The sequence below is a fragment of the Borrelia duttonii Ly genome (assembly GCF_000019685.1).
Taxonomy (GTDB): Bacteria; Spirochaetota; Spirochaetia; order Borreliales; family Borreliaceae; genus Borrelia; species Borrelia duttonii.
This window is the reverse complement of record NC_011229.1, coordinates 560,121-576,907: the sequence shown is the minus strand read 5'-3', so window position 1 is coordinate 576,907 and position 16,787 is coordinate 560,121. Positions and strand designations below refer to the sequence as shown.

Below are 16,787 nucleotides of genomic sequence, written 5' to 3'. Positions count from 1 at the left end.
CCTTGCTAAGAAAAGAAGATATTTACAAAAAAACACAAGTCAACACATCAAGTTCAATATCAATATTAGTAATGCTATATGAAAAAGCAATACAAGATTTAGAAGTTGCTAAAGAATTTTATAAAAATAAAGACCCAAACAGCACAACAAAAGCTGATGAAAAAGTTTATCATGCACAAGATATTATTATAGAATTAATGTCTACACTAAATTTTGAAGATGGTGGGGATATTTCAAATAACCTATTCTCAATATACTCCTTTTTAAATAAAACATTAGAAAGTGTTACATTAGAAAAAAATATAGATAATATCCAAGAAGTCTTAAAGCACCTCAAAAATCTTCACACAGCTTGGAAAGCATTACTTAAAAAAGATAATAATATTATCATTAAAAAGAAATTAGGAATAAATATTGTCGGATAATACAAATGTAATCTTAAAAAAATATTTACAAGATCTAATACTTGAACTAAAAAAATTAAAAGCTATCTTAGAATTTGAAAATACAAAAATCACTCAAGAAATAATAGATATATTAGAAATCACAAATCCTAAAAAAGATCTAATTGTAAATTCAATCAACAACTATTATACAACCATAAATTCATGGTTAAAAACACAAGAACAAATACAAGAAGAAATTAACAAATTAATTAAAGATACTTTATCATTAAAAGAAATGATATACACTCAATATAAAAATACATATAAAATGTTAAAAAAAATATTTGCTCAAAAAAAAGCAATACCAAAAATACAATTTTTCAAAAGTTCATTTAACCATAAAGAACCAATTTTATTAGATGTTATAATATGAAAGAAATTTACTTAATAGATGCATTAAACATAATTTTTAGAAACTATCACGTTATGAAAAACAATCCTTTAACAAATAGTAAAGGAGAAAATGTCAGCGCATTTATTGGTTTTTTTAAAACTCTTTTCTTTATCATAAAGGAAAAAAAACCAGAAAATCTAATTGTCACTTTTGATTCAGAAACACAAACATTTAGACAAAAACAATACCCAAGTTACAAAGCAACAAGAGATGCTCCTCCAGACAACCTAATTCCACAAATTCATTGGATAAAAGAAGGATTAATAAAAGCAAATATCCCAATGTTTGAACTACAAGGATATGAAGCTGATGATCTTATAGCCAGTTTTACAAAAAAGGCAGAACAAAACAATTACTTGACTTATATTATCTCTCCAGATAAAGACTTATTACAATTAATATCAAATCAAACCAAAATATTTAAAATTGAAAATAGTAGCTTTTTAGAAATGAACAATGATTATGTTATAAAAAAATTTGGAATAAATAAATCTCAAATCAAAGACTATTTATCCATTGTTGGAGACCCCTCAGACAACATCCCAGGAATTAAAGGAATTGGACAAAAAGGTGCTTCTAAATTATTAAATGAATTTCACACATTAAATGGAATATATGAAAACTTATCTTTAATAAATAATAAATACAGAGAAATCTTACTACGAGAAAAAGAAAATGCTTTTTTAAGTTATAAACTTATAAGTCTTGTAGAAGATCTAGAATTACCATCACTTGAAACATTTAGACTAGAAAATTTAAAAGAAGATATTATTTTACTATTTGAAGAATATTCTGCAACAACCCTCATTAAATCTTACAAATCTCTATTAAAGAAAAAAAATATTATAAATACAATGCAAAAATCAATCTTTGATATCAATAAAACAAAAGCAAATAAAGAAAATACAAAAGATTTACAATCAACAACATTATATGCAAATACTCTTAAGACAATACAAGAAGAAAATGTCAAATATAAAACAATATTAAAAAAAGAAGAACTGGATTTACTAATAGAACAACTAAAAAAAGCAAGCTATATAGCAATAGACACAGAAACAACTTCTATTAATGTTTATGAATCAAATATAATTGGAATTTCAGTTTCATTTAAAGAATTTGAAAGTTACTATATTCCCATAGAAACCAAAGAAAAAAATTCTATTGGAAAAGAGTACATAATACAAAAATTTAATGAATTGTTTAACTCACAACCAAAATTAATTGGTCAAAATTATAAATTTGATTACAAAGTACTAAAAAGACATGGATTTAATGTCATCTCTGCATATTTCGATACAATGATAGCAGCATATGTTATTGATCCAAACACAAAAGTATCTCTTGACTTTTTAGCAGCAAAATATCTAATGCATAAAAACATTAAATACGAAGAAATAGTACCACAACATAGTACTCTTAAAGATATACCACTTGAAATAGCATCCAACTATGCTGCTGAAGATGCTGACATTACCTTCAGATTATTTAATATCTTGAGAAAAAAGCTCAAAGAAGACAATCTTGAAAGCCTAATGAAAAACATAGAAATGCCATTTAGCAATGTCATTATAGAAATGGAAGAAAATGGCATTTACCTTGACAGCAATTACTTAACACAATATGGCCATGAACTTGAACAAGAATTAAAAACAATTGAGAATGAAGTAATACAAAGTATAGGCATTGAATTTAATCTAAATTCAAGCAAACAATTACATACGATTTTATTTGAAAAATTAAATATTATAGTACCAAAAAATGTTAAGCAAGATTCAACAGATATCAAGGTGCTAGAGACAATAAAAGATCAGCATGAATCTATAGAAAAACTCATAAACTACAGACAACTTGCAAAACTAAAAAATACATATACCGATAATTTAATAGAATTTATAAACGAAAAAACAAACAAAATACATACGAACTTTATACAAACAAAAACAGCAACGGGACGAATTTCAAGTACTGCACCCAATCTACAAAACATACCAATCAAAAATGAAAGAGGAAGAAAAATAAGAGCAGCATTCAAACCTACTAAAGGCAATATTTTCATATCTGCAGATTATTCACAAATAGAACTTGTAATATTAGCACATCTCTCAGAAGACGAATCACTAATTGAAGCTTTTACACATAAAAAAGATATTCACATACAAACAGCATCAAAACTCTTTAAGGTAGATGAAGCCAACATAACACCTTCAATGAGAAGAATAGCAAAATCAATTAATTTTGGAATAATTTATAGAATGTCAGCTTTTAGACTTTCACAAGAGTTATCCATTAAAAGAGAGGAAGCACAAAATTTTATCGATTCATATTTTAATCTTTATTCTAAAATAAAAACTTTTATACAAAATCAAATAGATTTTGTAAAGCAAAATGGATACAGTGAAACCCTTTTAAAGAGAAGAAGATACATAAGAGAAATTAATAGTCAAAATTATTTAGAAAGAACAGGTGCTGAACGAATGGCAATAAATAGTATAATTCAAGGAAGTGCATCTGATATAATGAAAATTGCAATGATTAAAGTATATAATGAATTTAAAAATAACAATCTAAAATCAAAAATACTCTTACAAGTACACGATGAAATGTTAATTGAATCACCAGAAGAAGAATGTGAAAAGGCACAAATAATAATAAAAGAAATGATGGAAAATGCTTATCCTTTAAAGATTCCTTTAAAAACAAATATTGAAACTGGAAAATCATGGGGAGACATTCATCAATAATTGGAATAACTGGTAGAATATCAACCGGAAAAGACACTGTGTCAAAAATCATTAGTAACGAATATGATTTTTATGAAATTAATGCAGATAAAATAGGTCATATCATTTTAGAAGAAAAAAAAAATACAATAATTAAAACTTTTGGCAATAAAATATTAAATAATATAAATGAAATAGACAGAATAAAACTTCGCAATATAGTCTTTTATGATAAAGAAAAGCTACAAATATTAGAAAAAATAACACATCCCATCATACATCAAAAAATAGAACAAATAATATTAACAAATAAGTCTAACAAAATTATAATCAATGCCGCACTACTTTTTAAACTAGACCTTGCAAAATTTTGTAAACACATATTTATAATAAAAGCAAATGATGAGATAATAAAAAATAGGCTAAAATTAAATCGCAATATTGATGACAAATTAATTATAAACATACTTAAATGGCAAAAAGATATTTTTTTCAATAAAAATATTATAAATTCAAAAATAATAAATATAATTAACAATAAGAGTTATGAATATTTAAAAAGAAAAATTAGGGCTAAGATGAGAGAGGTAACATAATGAGAGATTTCAATAACAATAATAACAAAGGATTCTTAGTAGCATTAACTTCAATTGTAACTGTTTGTGCAATTATATTTCTTGGAATAATTATTTTTTTCCCAAATAAAAATTTGGCCTCTGACATTGCAGGCAAAAATATTATTTTGCAAGAAACAAAAAATGAAAAATCTACAGAAAATGAAAATAATCAAGATACTCTATCAATAACTGACAAACCAAATGAAATCATAATTGACCTTACAAAAACCAATAAAGAAGACACAAATTTCAATAATAATATGGATAAAAATAATAAAGAAATTATTCACAAAAAAGAAGCACAAATTGTAAAACCAAATATACCAAAAAAAACACAAACACAAGCAAAAACACTCAAACCAAAAAAAATTAATGCAAAGGCAAGTCAAGAAATCAAAAAAAAACAAAATTATAATAAACTTGAAAGCAAATATGATCCTCAAAAGGAATATTATATACAATTTGCATCGCTCTCAGATCCAATTACTGCTGACAATAATATCCAAGAACTAATGAAATATAAAATAAATGCAAAAATATATTCAGCAACAATAAATGACAAAGACACCTATAGGGTCAGATCTGGACCATATAAAACTATATCAGAAGCAAAGATTGATCTTAAAAAAATATCAAATTCAAATGAATTTAAGGATGCTTACATATTAACTATTAACAAATAGATTAAAATTAGAAACATAATTATGATATTTTTCCAAATAAATCTCATGCATATTGGCATTAAAGGACACAATACGCTTTATTTTAACAAGTTTTTTAAATGCATCCTCTAAATTATCAAATTCTTTCAAACAACAAAATGCCAAAATTGCATTACCAGCAATCTCAGAATGTTTAAATTCAAAAATTTTTAAATCTTTCCCAATAATATTAGCTTTAAGCTTATTTAAAAATAAATTATCTGAATTAGTCCCACTTACAAAAATATCTAAGATATCTCTTTTACAAGACTTAAGATTAAGCATCCTATTATAAAATGAAAAATAAGAAGACTCAAGAATTGCAATTCCTATCTGTAAAGGATCATCTAACTTTCCCACAATGCCTTCATTTAAATTATTCTTTATTTGTGGATCTATTAAAATATAATCACAAAAAAGTTCTTTTTTATTTAAATAAAAATAAATATTACTTGGCGTATATATTGCAGAAATTTTTTCAAGAAATTCTCCAAATGATTTTTCCTTCTGAAACAATCTATCTTTAAGTAATTGCAATAAATATCCAGAAGGAACTATTCTTCCAATAATAAACAAATTATCTAAGAAATAAGGATATATCAAAGAAAAATCTAATAAATACGTATCTGAGACAAAATTAAAACCTTCGCTAGTACCCATTCTATTTGATACTATTCCAGAAAAAAAAGCTCCACTTCCAATAAGAACACTTAAATAATCAATTCCAGCATTAATTACATTAATGCCACTATTAATACCAAATTCAATACTAGCACGCTTAGTAACCTGCCCAACAATTTCTCCCATTCTTAAAAAAGGAGGGAATTTACTTGTATCAAGATTATATTCTTTAAGTTCAATATTATTCCAAATAAAAGGAATATAAGACAAACTAGGATAGCTTGTAACCAAATTACCTGTAAGTAAATAAATTAAATATTCAAAACACGAAACGAAATATCTAACTTTATCATAAATTCCTCTTTCAAATGTACTAAGAACAAAGGGCAAAAAAGTTGATTTTCCTTTATAATTTTTAACTACTTTAGAAGAATTCCAATGTAACACTTCTAAAGGAATTAAATTTGAATCAAGAGCTATTAAACATGGAGAGATACCACTAATAGAAATACAATCAATTTTTCTATACATAAAATGAGACATTATTTTCTTTAAAGCAAAGATCCATATTTTATAATCAAAATTTTCAAAATTTACATTAAAATAATCAAAATAATTTATATCAAGACACCCTAAAATCCCATAATGAGAATTTATTAAAGCAGATTTTAAAGTACTAGTACCAACATCAATACTGAGTACATTCATAAAATTAACTCTTAGAAATCAAATTTTGAATGTCATGGCTTCTATCAAGAATTCTTTGCAAACTAACTCTATTATGAATTGCAAAAATTGCACCTGCAAAAAGATGTGCAACATTAGCTTCATAGTACCAAGGTTTACTAAGAAGTTTATCATCATGATAAACAGCATTTGTTCCAATTATCTTATAAAAATAACCTTCCTCATAGGCTTTATCAAAATACCTAATGGCATCTCCATTAAAAAATGGTAAACTTACTGCACATATAATCTTTTTAGCTCCCATACTTTTTAACAATTTCACTGCTTTAATAAAAGTACCACCAGTAGCCAAAATATCATCACTCATAAAAACATTTTTACCCTCAACATCTCCCAACAATTTAGTAACAGAAATGTTTGAATCAGTAACATTATGCGTTACCTTTGAGTAATCTCTCTCTTTATAAAGCAAAGCCAAGGGTCTCTTAAGATTAGATGCAAAAAACTTATTTCGATTAACAGCTCCTGTATCAGGAGATACAACTACTAAGTTAGAATCTCTAATATCTATAAGTTCAGCTAAAGCATCAAAAATTTCATAAGATGCATTCAAATTTTCAAAATACGACTTTCTAAAGACATTTTCAATAGCCTTTGAATGAATATCCAATGTTAAAATATGTTTTACTCTCAATTCTTCCAAAAATCTTCCAAAAAGACTTGCTGTGAGCCCTTCTCGTGAATGTTTTTTATCTTGCCTTGAGTAAGGATAAGAAGGAACAATAACACTAACAGAATTGGCCTTAGCCTGCATGCACGCGTCTACTGTAGTCATTAAGTTCATCAAATGATCATTAACTGTCATCACTACTTCTTCATTATTATTTACAGTAACTGGATAAGTATTAGAAACATCTTGTACAATAAAAATATCTTTATTTCTGATAGTTTTTAAAATCTCTGACTTAAACTCACCATTAGCAAATTTAACAAAATTTACAGGAATTTCCATAGTCTCATCAAACCTTAAATTAGAAAATTCAAGTCCCTCTAAAAAAGGAGATAAAATTCCTTCAAATTTCAAAACATCTTCCTTTGAACAATTAGAAGTTTGCGAAATTTGTTCAATAACTTTATTCTCAGCATCTAAAAATATTGTATTAAGTTCTGCCATTATTTTCTCTGCAAATACCCGACCTCCAGGACATGCAATAATTCCTATTGACTTTTTCATAAGCAAGCTCAATGTTAAAACTCCCTATTCAAACAGAAAATCTTTACTTTATTGTACATTAATATAAATAATTCATACAAGTTTAAAAAAATTTTCAAAAATAACAATCTCCATTACAAATAAAAAATACCCAAATTCTATCAATATTTATTAAAAATAAGAATTAACTATATAATGCCCTAAACAACGCCAAACTCAAGACCTACACCAAATTTAAAATCAGAAAATTTATTATTCAGAATATTCCAACAATAATATCCTTCAATTGTCAAAAAAGCACATGTAGCTCTTGCTCCCAAATCCCAACCAAAAATTCCAAATTCAGCTAAAATAGAATCTTGGATAGCAGTAGCAATATTAACCCTAGGTCCAGTAAAAAATGTAACAGCTCCTATAAAGAAATCTAATCTTGTATAAAATTTAGGTTCAATAGCTGAAACAAATGAAAGCAGATTATGCAATCGTCCTTTACTATTAATACTTCTAAATACATTAAAATCAAGTCCAAGTTCAAAACCAAGTGAACAAAAATCATCAAATTTTGCTCCCATTTGCACGTATCCTCCATAAGTCAAACCTGATTTAGAAATATTAACCATATCTGCAAAATTTCTAATAATCTTAGCTTTCTTTAAAATAGACATAGTGCTTTCAAGTTCTCTACCCACATCCAAAGCTGTTTTATAAAAATTTGAAATAGTGCTAACTGGAAAATCAAACCCAAAACCTAAGTTAAGTTCAAAATCAACACTTGACAAAACATTTACTGTAACAAATATCCACAAACTTAAAAACAAAAATTTTATTTTCATGACATTAAACCCTCCAAAATATCTAAATGAATTCACACATTAAGATCATGGAATATAGACATCAAAAGTAGTAAAAAAAGATCTCTAACCCTAATCCTTTAAAATAGAAGAAACTATATCACTAGCATTAGAAGGCACAGAATATTTAAATTCTTGATATTTTAAGATATATTTCTTCGCATTTTCCATGTCTTTATTCAAATGATAAATATAAAAAACATTAAATAACGCTTCTTGATTAGCAGGCGCTATTTCTAAAGTCTTTAAATATAATTTTAAAGCCTCTTCCAAATTATCTTTCTTAAAAAATAAATAGGCTTTTAAATTAATTAACAAAATATTATCTTTATCATTCTCCAATAAAGATCCAAGCTTTAATTCGGCCTCTTCATATCTCTTTAAATTAACGTAAGCCAAAATAAAATTGTAACCAGAAGCAGCATTTATATTAGAATCAAATTTAATAGCTTGTTCATAAAGCTCAACAGATGTTTGATTATTACCAAGTTCTTCATTTAACTTTGCAAGCTTATAATACTCATCTGCTATAGTTTGATAATCTTTATCAAAAGTTTTACAAGACAAAACAAAATAGAGTAGACAAAAGAACAACCCCTTATACATTAAAGCAAAACCTAAAACTAGCTTAAAAGCTAAATTAATAACATAGATAGCAACTATAGATATACATCATCAATAAAAAATATTTACGTATCTATATACCCATAAACAATGATGCTATTATCTAAATAATTATTGGTATTTCAAACCCAAGCCCAACTCTTAAGTCTCTATATTTAAAATCATTAATAGAAAATAACACTGATGATTCAAAATTAAGAAAAGCTAACCTTAATCTCAGACCCGTTTCAATAACACTAAAAGGATTGGTTATCTTATTCTTACTTGCTAAATTTCCCACATAAATAGGATCTACAACTAAAGACCTATCACCAAAACCTGAAAACAGAGTAGCTGCCAAATAGTAAATATCATATTTAACAAACAATCTTGGCATAATGCCCATTCCCAACTTAACAGGATAAGAAGATTCTAAAAGTCTTAAATGTGGCACAATAAGCCTTCCAAGATTCATCCCAAATCCAAGTTCGAAACCATAATAAAAATCACTTTGAAAAATAGGAAGTCCAACTTGAAAATAACCTTGAAATCCGCTACTAAACAAAGGTGACAATTTCTGTCTTAAAGCATCATTCAAATTAGTTCCAGGAGTGGAAATTTCATTCCATATCTTCATCAAGTCATCTTGATTATAGACTCCAAATTCATTTAATTGAGCAAACAGAGAATCCTTAAGACTAAGAGCCTGTTTTGCAGTATTTTCTAAATCCACGATAAGCTCTTTCAAATGCGAGCCACTTTCACCTAACTTCCTAAAAGTACCGTTGAGATGTAATTTACGCAATTCAATTAAAAATGATCTCAAATCATGAGTACTATTTAAAAGCGGTCCAAGTCCATCAAGATCAGAATCATTCATATTTTCTACCTGTCCAGTACCGCTTTTCCTGTTTTTATACAATTGAACAAAAAGAGATAAACTTTTTTGAAAAGAATTATGCAACTTATGTGCACTACTTTCAAATTCTTTTATCTGATTAAACAAATTAACCCTAATATTTTTCAATATAGGAAACAATTCAGAACTCATCAATTTATCCAATATTGTACCTGTTTTTTTCCCAAAAAAAGAAAGTGATTCAAGACTAATTTGTGTACTAAATCCTGCTGAAAAATATATAACTTTGGCATAAGATGTACTAAAAAGTGAAACTAATAATAATGTTATAAAAATTAATTTTTTCCTCATCTCTTACAGCCCCCATATAAATAAGTAATAGGTCACCAAATAACTTAAATTACATGATAAACTTTATTACAAAAAAAAGCAAATACAACCTTTCCTTCTTTAAAGAAACTATAAAGTAACATAATTGAAAAAAAAGATTTCTATACTAAGAAGGATTTTCATAACAAATCCTTCTTAGCCAATTAAAAAATAAACTTAAAATCTAAAGCCTTTCTTGATCATACTTGTTAAATATATGTTCGGTTAAATATTTCCCAACTGATTTTTTTTCTTGTACAAGTTTAGATATTATGTTAAAATGTCTTGGCTCAATTTTAAAATACTTATAAGCTCTTCCGTCTTTAAAAAATACAGAAAGTTCAGACAAAGCAGAATCATAATCAACCTGACATATCTTACTCAATTCATGAGATATTGTTAAAGTATTCAAACTTATATCCTCCAATAGTTATTCTTAGGAGTATAAAATATAAAGTAAAGAAAGAGTAAATTCATTAAATAATGTTAAGTATTTTTAATCAATAAAATCAAAATTTACTAAATGATATATTCCTTATAATTAAATGTATACGTTTAACACAACTTAGTCAAGCAAATCTCAATATAACAAACTTTCTTTACAAACTAACTTTTATAAAAGTATAAAACAGATATAATACCTAACAAAAAAATAAAACAAAATAATTCTTAACATCAAAAATCTTGTAATAACTTAACAAATAACATTAACACTCTCATAGTTTATACATTAGATAATATATGTAAATGTTAATATGAAAACTTTTGTGAAACAAAATCAATTTAAAATAGAAACATACCTAATTTATACTTCAATTAAAGTTATTTACTTATCTTAAAATAAAACTCTCTCAAGTCAAAGGCAACTTGAAGAGTTTAAAATAGACTTTTCTAAAAAAATCATGTAAAATACTAAAGACAATTAATGTTCTAAGTAATACACGCTCAGGAGGAAAATATTCCATGGACTACAAAAAATTGCGCAACATAGGTATTAGTGCCCATATCGACTCAGGGAAAACCACACTTACAGAACGTATTCTATTTTATTGTAACAAAATTCACGCTATTCATGAAGTTAAGGGAAAAGATGGTGTTGGAGCAACAATGGATTCAATGGAACTTGAAAAAGAACGAGGTATCACAATTGCATCAGCCGCAACTCATGTTGAATGGAAAAATCATCCAATCAATATTATTGATACTCCGGGTCACGTTGATTTCACAATTGAAGTTGAACGTTCACTTAGAGTTTTAGATGGAGCAATACTTATTCTTGATTCCGTTGCAGGTGTCCAATCTCAATCAATTACAGTTGACAGACAATTAAAAAGATATAATGTACCACGACTTGCTTTTGTGAATAAATGTGATAAGACCGGAGCAAATCCTAGTAACGTAAAAGATCAACTTAAAGATAAACTTGGCTTAAATTCAGTTTTAATGCAAATTCCAATTGGACTTGAAGATAAACACATGGGAGTTGTTGATCTTGTTGTTATGAAAGCCTATTACTTTGAAGGTAAAGATGGAACAGAAATTATAGAAAAAGAAATCCCTGCTGAATTGTTAAATGAGGCTGAAGAAAAGCGAAAAATAATGCTTGATGCCTTATCTGATTTTAATGATGAACTTATGGAACTACATATGGAAGGAAAAAATGTGGCTCTTGAGACAATATACGACGCAATTAGGACAGGAACCTTATCTTTAAAACTTTGTCCAGTATTTATGGGTTCTGCATATAAAAACAAAGGAGTACAACTTTTACTTGATGCTGTAAATAAATTTTTACCTTCACCTCATGATATTCAAAACATAGCACTTGACTTAAATGCAAATGAAAAAGAAATTAAACTTAAAACTGACGAAACATTACCAACTGTAGCATTAGCTTTCAAACTAGAAGACGGACAATACGGACAATTAACTTATGTCAGGATATATCAAGGAGTTTTAAAAAAAGGACAAGAATTAATAAATTCAAGAACTTCTAAAAAGTTTAAAGTTGGAAGACTCATTAGAATGCATGCCAATAATACTGAAGACATTGAATTTGGAAGCAGTGGCGATATTGTAGCTTTATTTGGAATAGAATGCGCATCAGGAGATACATTCTGTGACCCTTCTATTAATTACTCAATGACATCAATGTATATCCCAGAACCAGTAATATCTCTATCAATCAAACCCAAAGATAAAAAATCAGCTGACAATATGGCAAAAGCTCTTGGACGATTTACTAAAGAAGATCCTACATTTAAAACTTATGTAGATAATGAATCAAAAGAAACAATAATACAAGGAATGGGTGAATTACACTTAGAAGTTTATATTGAGAGAATGAAACGAGAATTTAAAGCCGAAGTTGAAACAGGAATGCCCCAAGTAGCATATAGAGAAACCATTACAGAAAAAGCAGAATTTAATTATACTCATAAAAAACAATCAGGTGGTGCAGGTCAATTTGGAAGAGTTGCCGGATTTATGGAACCACTTGATACAGAAGAACAAACTTACGAATTTGTCAATCTTATAAAAGGTGGAGTAATTCCAACAGAATATATTCCATCATGTGATAAAGGATTTCAAAAGGCTATGGAAAAGGGAACCTTAATTGGATTCCCAATCGTTGGAGTCAAAATTACAATTAATGATGGACAATACCATATTGTTGATTCATCAGATATTGCATTTCAATTAGCAGCAATTGGAGCATTTAGAGAAGCTTATAATAAGGCAAAACCTACAATACTAGAACCAATTATGAAAGTAACTCTTGAAGGACCAACAGAATTCCAAGGAAATATGTTTGGCCTACTCAATCAAAGAAGAGGAATAATTTTAGGTTCTTCTGAAGAAGGCACTTTCTCAAAGGTCGAAGCCGAAGTACCGCTAAGTGAAATGTTTGGATTTTCAACTGTTTTAAGATCATCTACACAAGGAAAAGCTGAATTTTCAATGGAATTTTTAAGATATGGTAAAGTTCCAAATGCAACATTTAATGAACTATGTAAAAAATTTAACGAACAAAACAATAAATAAGGAGGAATAATAATGCTTGAATTAACGCAAGATAAACAAGAAATAAAAATAAAAAATAAATTTTTGGCTCATGTTTTTGGATTAATGTCAGTTGGGCTTTTAATATCTGCAATATTTGCATACACAACATCTGAAAATGCAATAATTAGAGCCATAATATTCACAAATCCAATGTCATATATAGCCATAATACTTATACAATTCGGATTTGTTTATGCAATAAGTGGTGCAATTAATAGAATATCAAGTGGAACAGCAACAGCCCTTTTTCTCATGTACTCAGCTTTAACAGGAGTAACACTATCTTCTATATTTATGATATATACTCAAGGTTCAATATTTTATACATTTGGAATTACTTCTTTAACTTTCCTTGCAATGTCATTTTATGGACACACAACAAGTACAGATCTTACAAAAATGGGTAGCTATTTTATGATGGGATTATGGGGCATCATCATCGCATCTATACTTAACATGTTCTTTAGAAGTTCAGGGCTTAATTTTCTAATCTCAATTTTAGGTGTCATTTTATTTACAGGTTTAACAGCCTATGATGTTCAAAATATTTCTAAAATGGATAATATGTTAGAAGATGGTACTGAAATCAAAAATAGAATGGCAGTAGTAGCTTCTTTAAAACTTTACTTAGATTTCATAAATTTATTTTTATACTTACTAAGATTTTTGGGACAAAGAAGAGATTAAAATCTAAAAATCAATAAATTAAAATTTAAATGTAAAATAAAAAATGAATGCTTAAAATAAAAATAAGCATTCATTTTTAGGAGAAACATTGAGCATAGATACCCTAGAATTTGAAGAAAACAGTACCCAAAATGTCATAAAGAGTAATTTTAACTTTGAAGGATATATAGAAAGTAGTAAGCCTATAATCATTGATGGCATACTCAAAGGATTTATAAATTCTACAAGTTCAATATATCTAAGAGAAAAAGCCCATGTAGAAGCAGAAATTAAATGTAATAATTTTCTCAATCATGGTACAATGAAAGGAAATGTAGAGGCTTTAGAGACAATCAAAATTTATAAAACTGGTAAATTAATTGGCAACATAACAACAAAAGAACTATTCATAGAAGCAGGAGCCTCATTTAATGGAAATTGTGAAATGGAGAAAAATGACAAATAAACATTTTGACTCAAAATTAAGAATAATCCTTTTCTTGCCACTTTTGTGCCTAACAATCAAAATACAAGCACAAGTGAAAGAAGACTCCCTTTTACTCTACAGGCAAGGCAAATTTCAAGAAGCAATTATAAATACTCAAAATGAAATAAAAAACAATTCAAATAATTTAGATGCAAGAGTAATACTTATATGGAGCTTAATAGCAACAGGAGAATATAAAAAAGCTGAACTAGAATCTATTAAAGGACTTGAAATAAAAAAACATGATTCAAGAATAATTCAAGCATTAGGAGAAGCTTACTTTTTTCAAGGACAATATAAAAATGCTCTCAAACATTTTCAAAAATATATCGGACTTGATGCTAATGGAGCTCGAATAGCTAAAGTATATATCCTAACTGCAGATTCTTTTTATAAACTTGAGAGATATAATGAAGCTGATTTTGCATATGAAAACGCTTTAAGATTTTTCCCAAACAATCAAAATATACTATTAAAACTTGCAAAGTCAAGAATTAATGCAAAGAATAAAATTCTAGCAAAAGAAACTTTAACAAAACTGTTGACATTAAATCCTAATCATTTAGAAGCAAAAAATTTACTACAAAAGATAGAAAAAAATAATCACAATTCTTGACATTATGTCTTGAAGTATTTATTCTATTTAGTAGTTCATATAAACTACGGGCTGCTAGCTCAGGTGGTAAGAGCAGCGGATTCTTAACCCGCTGGTCACAGGTTCGAGTCCTGTGCAGCTCATTAAAATAATGATAGTGTTGCCCATCCTAAGGTGTTGACATTATTTAATATAAATGGTATAATTAGTTTTGATAAACTTGATTTTGTTTTCGGGCTCATAGCTCAGTTGGTAGAGCATCGCCCTTTTAAGGCGAGAGTCGTAGGTTCGAGTCCTACTGAGCTCAATTTTTTGTCCTCTTCGTCTAGTGGCCTAGGACTCCAGGTTTTCATCCTGGCAACAGGGGTTCGATTCCCCTAGAGGATGTAAAAAATTTGCTTAAATTTTCATTTATCACATTCTTTTCATTATAATATAGTATGTAATGAAAAGAATTTTAATGATGTTAATCTTCTTGACAAGGCTTTATGCAATCAATGAAACTAATAATCAAAAAAAATGCATAACAATCAACAATAATAAAAAAATAGTATACTGTCATAACGAAAAAATAGATCATCTCATATTAAATCTAAAAAGCAACAAAAATGCAAATATAAAAATTAACACCCAATACAAAAGTCACTCATACAATATCCCAACAATCATTAATCAAGATCAAACAATGATATTAGAAATCAAAATAAATAATATCAAATCTATCAATTTCAATAACATTGAAATACAAAAATCCAGTATACAAACAACAAAAACAGATCTCCAAAAATTTAAAATATTCATTGATAAGGATGGATATTCTATCAATTTTAATCTCAATAAAAACATGTTTCCAATAATAGGCTTTAAATCAAAAGAAACAATATTAAATCCCATAATAACAAATTTATATTCAAAAAAAGAATCACAAAAAATAGTACTATCAAATCTCATCAAGTACACATCACTAGAAAATCACAATGATGAAATAAAATCTACCAAAAACGACAATATGATTCAAATTAATGAAATTGGATACATTAATATGAATGATTATTATGAAATCAATAAACCAATAAATGCTGACTTAAAACTTATTTTCAATTATACAAAAAAAAATTACAGAAGAGATTCTTTTGAATTCTTTAATTTCATAGCAAATCCTAATGTATACATAATAAAATTTAAAACATTGCACGATCAAGCCTTAATGTTAAAAAGAATGGCATTCTTTCTCGAAAAAAAAGAATTTAGAGGAAGATTATTATCAAATACTGAACTAGAAAATAAAGTAGGATGGGGTGGTCATGATTATAGACTCCAAGATATAATTACATTTTTTAATGAAGCACAAAAATCAAATATTAAATTAAATAAAGAAGAAATAACTTTAAAAAACTTAATTATAGCCAACAAATTAGCATATATTGAAAATAACATAATAAAAATTAAAAACAAATCAAAAAACATTGCATTTGCAACTTACTCCGAAGATGAAATTATGTCAAAAACAGACCAAATGAGAATCTTTATGCATGAAATGCTACACATGTATTTTTTTACAGACAATAATTTCAATAAAGAAATTGTTAATTTTTGGAATAAAAATATTTCACCAAATAACAAAAAATCTTGGATTAATTTTTTAGATAACATAGGTTATGATGTCACATTTAATTATTTAGTAATGAATGAATTTTATGCATATACAACCGCGCTCCCAAAAGAAAATATAGCAAATTATTTAATTAACACCAATTACTTCTCCAAAACTGAATTTAAAGAATATGAACAATGGGCCATAAAATTAGAAAAATTATTATGGCAAACAAAAGGATTAATACCGGGAGAACTATTAATCCTTTTTAAAGACAACAGCAATTAAAAACAAA

16 protein-coding genes and 3 tRNA genes are annotated in these 16,787 nt (G+C 27.2%); 13 read left to right on the top strand and 6 right to left on the bottom strand.

The window, feature by feature from the left end:
* Positions 1 to 2: 2 nt before the first annotated feature.
* The 5 genes from fliS to BDU_RS02725 are packed head-to-tail and all read left to right on the top strand — an operon-like array spanning position 3 to position 4,863.
* The gene (gene fliS / locus BDU_RS02745; RefSeq protein ID WP_012538299.1) at positions 3 to 425 is read left to right on the top strand and encodes a flagellar export chaperone FliS; all 423 of its coding nucleotides are present in this window, start codon (positions 3 to 5) and stop codon (positions 423 to 425) included.
* Positions 415 to 819, top strand: a complete 405-nt coding sequence (locus BDU_RS02740) for a hypothetical protein (RefSeq protein WP_012538298.1) — start codon at positions 415 to 417, stop codon at positions 817 to 819. The genes fliS and BDU_RS02740 overlap by 11 nt, the downstream gene beginning before the upstream one ends.
* Positions 816 to 3,584, top strand: a complete 2,769-nt coding sequence (gene polA, locus BDU_RS02735) for a DNA polymerase I (RefSeq protein ID WP_012538297.1) — start codon at positions 816 to 818, stop codon at positions 3,582 to 3,584. The genes BDU_RS02740 and polA overlap by 4 nt, the downstream gene beginning before the upstream one ends.
* The gene (gene coaE / locus BDU_RS02730; RefSeq protein WP_012538296.1) at positions 3,563 to 4,159 is read left to right on the top strand and encodes a dephospho-CoA kinase; all 597 of its coding nucleotides are present in this window, start codon (positions 3,563 to 3,565) and stop codon (positions 4,157 to 4,159) included. Before polA ends, coaE begins: the two co-directional genes overlap by 22 nt.
* The gene (locus BDU_RS02725; RefSeq protein WP_012538295.1) at positions 4,159 to 4,863 is read left to right on the top strand and encodes an SPOR domain-containing protein; all 705 of its coding nucleotides are present in this window, start codon (positions 4,159 to 4,161) and stop codon (positions 4,861 to 4,863) included. Before coaE ends, BDU_RS02725 begins: the two co-directional genes overlap by 1 nt.
* Here the strand turns inward: BDU_RS02725 and BDU_RS02720 are convergent.
* From BDU_RS02720 to BDU_RS02695, 6 genes are all read right to left on the bottom strand, one after another.
* Complete coding sequence (locus BDU_RS02720; RefSeq protein ID WP_012538294.1) at positions 4,846 to 6,210, bottom strand: FGGY-family carbohydrate kinase; 1,365 nt, start codon at positions 6,208 to 6,210, stop codon at positions 4,846 to 4,848. The genes BDU_RS02725 and BDU_RS02720 overlap by 18 nt on opposite strands.
* A gap of 4 nt (positions 6,211 to 6,214) precedes the next feature.
* Positions 6,215 to 7,435: a ribose-phosphate pyrophosphokinase gene (locus BDU_RS02715; RefSeq protein WP_012538293.1), complete on the bottom strand. Its 1,221-nt coding sequence runs from the start codon at positions 7,433 to 7,435 to the stop codon at positions 6,215 to 6,217.
* Positions 7,436 to 7,602: 167 nt separating this feature from the next.
* Positions 7,603 to 8,235 (bottom strand): hypothetical protein, encoded by a 633-nt coding sequence (locus tag BDU_RS02710; protein ID WP_041177722.1) that lies wholly within the window; start codon positions 8,233 to 8,235, stop codon positions 7,603 to 7,605.
* Positions 8,236 to 8,325: 90 nt separating this feature from the next.
* Entirely contained in the window at positions 8,326 to 8,859 is a 534-nt protein-coding gene (locus BDU_RS02705) for a hypothetical protein (protein WP_012538291.1), read from the bottom strand.
* Between the two features lie 121 nt (positions 8,860 to 8,980).
* Positions 8,981 to 10,066: a hypothetical protein gene (locus BDU_RS02700; protein ID WP_012538290.1), complete on the bottom strand. Its 1,086-nt coding sequence runs from the start codon at positions 10,064 to 10,066 to the stop codon at positions 8,981 to 8,983.
* Positions 10,067 to 10,268: 202 nt separating this feature from the next.
* A complete protein-coding gene (locus BDU_RS02695) occupies positions 10,269 to 10,496 on the bottom strand; it encodes a KTSC domain-containing protein (protein ID WP_014696373.1) in 228 nt (75 codons plus the stop codon).
* Between the two features lie 551 nt (positions 10,497 to 11,047).
* Between BDU_RS02695 and fusA the strand changes: the two genes are divergently transcribed.
* The 8 genes from fusA (at position 11,048) to BDU_RS02655 (ending at position 16,780) form a co-directional block, all read left to right on the top strand.
* Positions 11,048 to 13,129 (top strand): elongation factor G, encoded by a 2,082-nt coding sequence (fusA, locus tag BDU_RS02690; protein WP_012538288.1) that lies wholly within the window; start codon positions 11,048 to 11,050, stop codon positions 13,127 to 13,129.
* A gap of 12 nt (positions 13,130 to 13,141) precedes the next feature.
* Positions 13,142 to 13,837: a Bax inhibitor-1/YccA family protein gene (locus BDU_RS02685; protein ID WP_012538287.1), complete on the top strand. Its 696-nt coding sequence runs from the start codon at positions 13,142 to 13,144 to the stop codon at positions 13,835 to 13,837.
* An 88-nt stretch (positions 13,838 to 13,925) separates the two neighbouring features.
* On the top strand, positions 13,926 to 14,282 hold the full coding sequence (locus BDU_RS02680) for a bactofilin family protein (RefSeq protein ID WP_012538286.1): 357 nt from the start codon (positions 13,926 to 13,928) through the stop codon (positions 14,280 to 14,282).
* Entirely contained in the window at positions 14,272 to 14,919 is a 648-nt protein-coding gene (locus BDU_RS02675) for a tetratricopeptide repeat protein (protein WP_012538970.1), read from the top strand. The genes BDU_RS02680 and BDU_RS02675 overlap by 11 nt, the downstream gene beginning before the upstream one ends.
* A 48-nt stretch (positions 14,920 to 14,967) precedes the next feature.
* Positions 14,968 to 15,041: transfer RNA gene (locus BDU_RS02670), tRNA-Lys, on the top strand.
* 91 nt (positions 15,042 to 15,132) lie between these two features.
* Positions 15,133 to 15,205: transfer RNA gene (locus BDU_RS02665), tRNA-Lys, on the top strand.
* 7 nt (positions 15,206 to 15,212) lie between these two features.
* Positions 15,213 to 15,285 (top strand) — tRNA-Glu (locus BDU_RS02660).
* A 58-nt stretch (positions 15,286 to 15,343) separates the two neighbouring features.
* Positions 15,344 to 16,780 (top strand): hypothetical protein, encoded by a 1,437-nt coding sequence (locus BDU_RS02655; protein ID WP_012538284.1) that lies wholly within the window; start codon positions 15,344 to 15,346, stop codon positions 16,778 to 16,780.
* Positions 16,781 to 16,787 lie beyond the last annotated feature (7 nt).

Coding starts and splice junctions, on each gene's coding strand:
- BDU_RS02725 (WP_012538295.1), top strand. CDS start 4,159: ATGAGAGATTTCAATAACAATAATAACAAAGGATTCTTAGTAGCATTA.
- polA (WP_012538297.1), top strand. CDS start 816: ATGAAAGAAATTTACTTAATAGATGCATTAAACATAATTTTTAGAAAC.
- BDU_RS02685 (WP_012538287.1), top strand. CDS start 13,142: ATGCTTGAATTAACGCAAGATAAACAAGAAATAAAAATAAAAAATAAA.
- BDU_RS02720 (WP_012538294.1), bottom strand. CDS start 6,210: ATGAATGTACTCAGTATTGATGTTGGTACTAGTACTTTAAAATCTGCT.
- BDU_RS02710 (WP_041177722.1), bottom strand. CDS start 8,235: ATGAAAATAAAATTTTTGTTTTTAAGTTTGTGGATATTTGTTACAGTA.
- coaE (WP_012538296.1), top strand. CDS start 3,563: ATGGGGAGACATTCATCAATAATTGGAATAACTGGTAGAATATCAACC.
- BDU_RS02655 (WP_012538284.1), top strand. CDS start 15,344: ATGAAAAGAATTTTAATGATGTTAATCTTCTTGACAAGGCTTTATGCA.
- BDU_RS02675 (WP_012538970.1), top strand. CDS start 14,272: ATGACAAATAAACATTTTGACTCAAAATTAAGAATAATCCTTTTCTTG.
- BDU_RS02700 (WP_012538290.1), bottom strand. CDS start 10,066: ATGAGGAAAAAATTAATTTTTATAACATTATTATTAGTTTCACTTTTT.
- fusA (WP_012538288.1), top strand. CDS start 11,048: ATGGACTACAAAAAATTGCGCAACATAGGTATTAGTGCCCATATCGAC.
- BDU_RS02705 (WP_012538291.1), bottom strand. CDS start 8,859: ATGTATAAGGGGTTGTTCTTTTGTCTACTCTATTTTGTTTTGTCTTGT.